General features: G+C 42.7%; 3 protein-coding genes and 1 pseudogene. All 4 read left to right on the plus strand.

Annotated elements, in window-relative coordinates; translation table 11 throughout:
• Positions 1-400: 400 nt before the first annotated feature.
• Positions 401-859: a division/cell wall cluster transcriptional repressor MraZ gene (mraZ, locus tag B4F91_RS11775; protein ID WP_004589407.1), complete on the plus strand. Its 459-nt coding sequence runs from the start codon at positions 401-403 to the stop codon at positions 857-859.
• A 28-nt stretch (positions 860-887) separates the two neighbouring features.
• Positions 888-1,826 (plus strand): 16S rRNA (cytosine(1402)-N(4))-methyltransferase RsmH, encoded by a 939-nt coding sequence (gene rsmH, locus B4F91_RS11780; RefSeq protein ID WP_004589408.1) that lies wholly within the window; start codon positions 888-890, stop codon positions 1,824-1,826.
• Positions 1,823-2,149, plus strand: coding sequence for a cell division protein FtsL (gene ftsL / locus B4F91_RS11785; protein ID WP_024033306.1), 327 nt, complete (start codon positions 1,823-1,825; stop codon positions 2,147-2,149). Before rsmH ends, ftsL begins: the two co-directional genes overlap by 4 nt.
• Positions 2,146-2,400, plus strand: a pseudogene (locus B4F91_RS11790) (peptidoglycan glycosyltransferase FtsI); the annotation flags it as partial. The gene ftsL and the pseudogene B4F91_RS11790, both read left to right, overlap by 4 nt.

Here is a 2,400-nt window from a genome sequence, read left to right on the forward strand (position 1 = left end):
CTCGGTTTTTACTTAGCCCACTAGGTTACAAACCTCACGCCGCGATTAAATACCCCCTAGATTGAACAAATTATAATCCTTAAAGGTCAACAGGCCCTAGATTCATTTTTTTGTAATTATTCATTGATTATTCAGTAAGCAAATTATGTAAACCAAACGTTATTAGCAACGCTCTAAAAAAATTTTATCTACTACCTCCACTTTTTCCCACGTAATTCAATCGCTTTGCGTAAAGCCTTATTTTTTCTAGCTTAGCGAGACGTTAAAGCTGGTCAGCTTACTTGACAAAAAGGCTTGTCAAGCCCTAAACTGGAGCACTGTGGTAAAAAGTGGTTTTTAGTGGATCTAACTGGATCAAATTAATCGAAACTCGATTACACAATTTAAAAGTAGGCTTTTTATGTTTCGTGGCGCTAGTTCACTTAGCTTGGATGATAAAGGACGTTTTGCGGTACCGACTAAGTACCGAGACGCTTTGCTGTCTGAAGATCAAGGAACGGTAATATGTACCATTGCGCTAAACGAGCCGTGTTTATGGTTGTATCCTCTTGCACAGTGGCAAGAAATAGAAAGCCGCTTATCTAAAATCTCTAATATGAATCCACGCGCTCGCCGAATGCAACGTATGTTGTTAGGTAATGCCACAGAGTATCAACTTGATAAAAATGGTCGAATTTTGCTGGCGCCTTCATTGCGTAGCCACGCAGAACTTGGCAAAAAGATCATGCTAGTTGGTTTAATGAATAAATTTGAAATTTGGGATGAAGCGCGTTGGCACGAACAAATGCGCCAAGACACTGAGCTGGAAAGGCTCGGCGATTTTGAAGCAAACCAAGATTTAGATAATTTCACACTCTAACGGCACTAAAAAAGGCAAACACAAGCTAATGACTGCGCAATTTGAACACGTATCCGTATTAATGGACGAAACCATCGATGCTCTTGCAATTAAGCCAGACGGCATATACATGGATGGTACTTTTGGACGTGGCGGACACTCAGGTCAAATACTTGCTCGACTTGGTGAGCAAGGGCGTTTACAGGCCATTGATCAAGACCCACAAGCAATAAAATCGGCTGAAAAATTTGCCGATGACGCTCGCTTTGCTATAGCTCACACCCGCTTTTCTAACTTATACGATGTTGCAGAGCAAAACGATCTGTTAGGTAAAGTTGATGGCATTTTATTAGATATTGGCGTGTCCTCACCCCAGCTTGATGACGCAGAGCGTGGCTTTAGCTTTATGAAGGACGGCCCTCTTGATATGCGCATGGACCCAACAAGTGGGCGCAGTGCAGCGCAGTGGCTAGCCGAAGCTGAGCTTGAAGACATTACCCATGTAATTAAAACCTACGGTGAAGAAAAATTTGGTAAGCGTATTGCCCACAAAGTACTTGAGGTAAGAGAGCACACGCCAATTACCACAACCAAGCAACTTGCCGATTTAGTCGATGAAGCGGTGCCCGTTAAAGATAAATTTAAACACCCAGCCACACGTACATTTCAGGCAATCAGAATTTACATAAACAGTGAACTGGAAGAAATTCAAACCGCACTGCAAGCCGCTGTAAAAGTATTAAAGCCAGGTGGACGTTTAGTGGTTATTTCGTTTCATTCACTTGAAGACAGAATTGTGAAGCAATTTATTAGAAAACAGAGTAAGGGAGAAGCGATACCCAGAGGTCTGCCTTTAACCGACGCACAAATAAATAAAAACCTGACGTTAAAAGCAGTGGGTAAAGCTATTAAACCAAGTGCTGAAGAAATTGAGCGTAATCCACGCTCTCGCAGCTCAGTACTTAGGATTGCACAGAGGCTTGGATGAACACTAAAGCGAATCATCGCCAACCCAATTTATTTTTAGAAATATTAAAAGGCCTAGGAGCTAACAAGCTAACCTCGGCCTTGTTGGTTGTGATATTCGCTTCAAGCTTTGCAGTAGTGCAGGTTACGCACTCGGCTCGCGCGCAGCTAATTAAGCAAGATACGCTGCTACAAGAGCGAGATGAGCTCGACCTTGAATGGCGTTATTTACTTGTAGAAGAAGAGTTTTATTCGCAGCATGCGCGCATTGAAGAAGTTGCTACCACGCAGCTTCAAATGAAGCGCCCTACCAGTCAGGATGAACAGGTAATAATAATACAATGAGAAATCGCGGCAAAAAACAGGTCAATAACTTAATCACATGGCGCTTTATGTTGGTGTGCACTGTGGTGTTTTTAGTGTTTGTAACACTGGTGTCGCGTGCTGCCTATTTACAAGTTATTGAGCCAGATAAAGCCCGTTCAGAAAGCGATAAACGCACCGTGCGTGTAGAAAAACTACATGTACAACGCGGTATGATCTTCGATCGTCAAGGCAAAGAGCTTGCTGTAAGTGTGCCTGTAGTCAGTGTGTAT

The sequence above is a fragment of the Pseudoalteromonas sp. UBA6610 genome, from assembly GCF_002433295.1.
GTDB classification, from domain to species: domain Bacteria; phylum Pseudomonadota; class Gammaproteobacteria; order Enterobacterales; family Alteromonadaceae; genus Pseudoalteromonas; species Pseudoalteromonas atlantica.

Coding starts and splice junctions, on each gene's coding strand:
- mraZ (WP_004589407.1), top strand. CDS start 401: ATGTTTCGTGGCGCTAGTTCACTTAGCTTGGATGATAAAGGACGTTTT.
- rsmH (WP_004589408.1), top strand. CDS start 888: ATGACTGCGCAATTTGAACACGTATCCGTATTAATGGACGAAACCATC.
- ftsL (WP_024033306.1), top strand. CDS start 1,823: ATGAACACTAAAGCGAATCATCGCCAACCCAATTTATTTTTAGAAATA.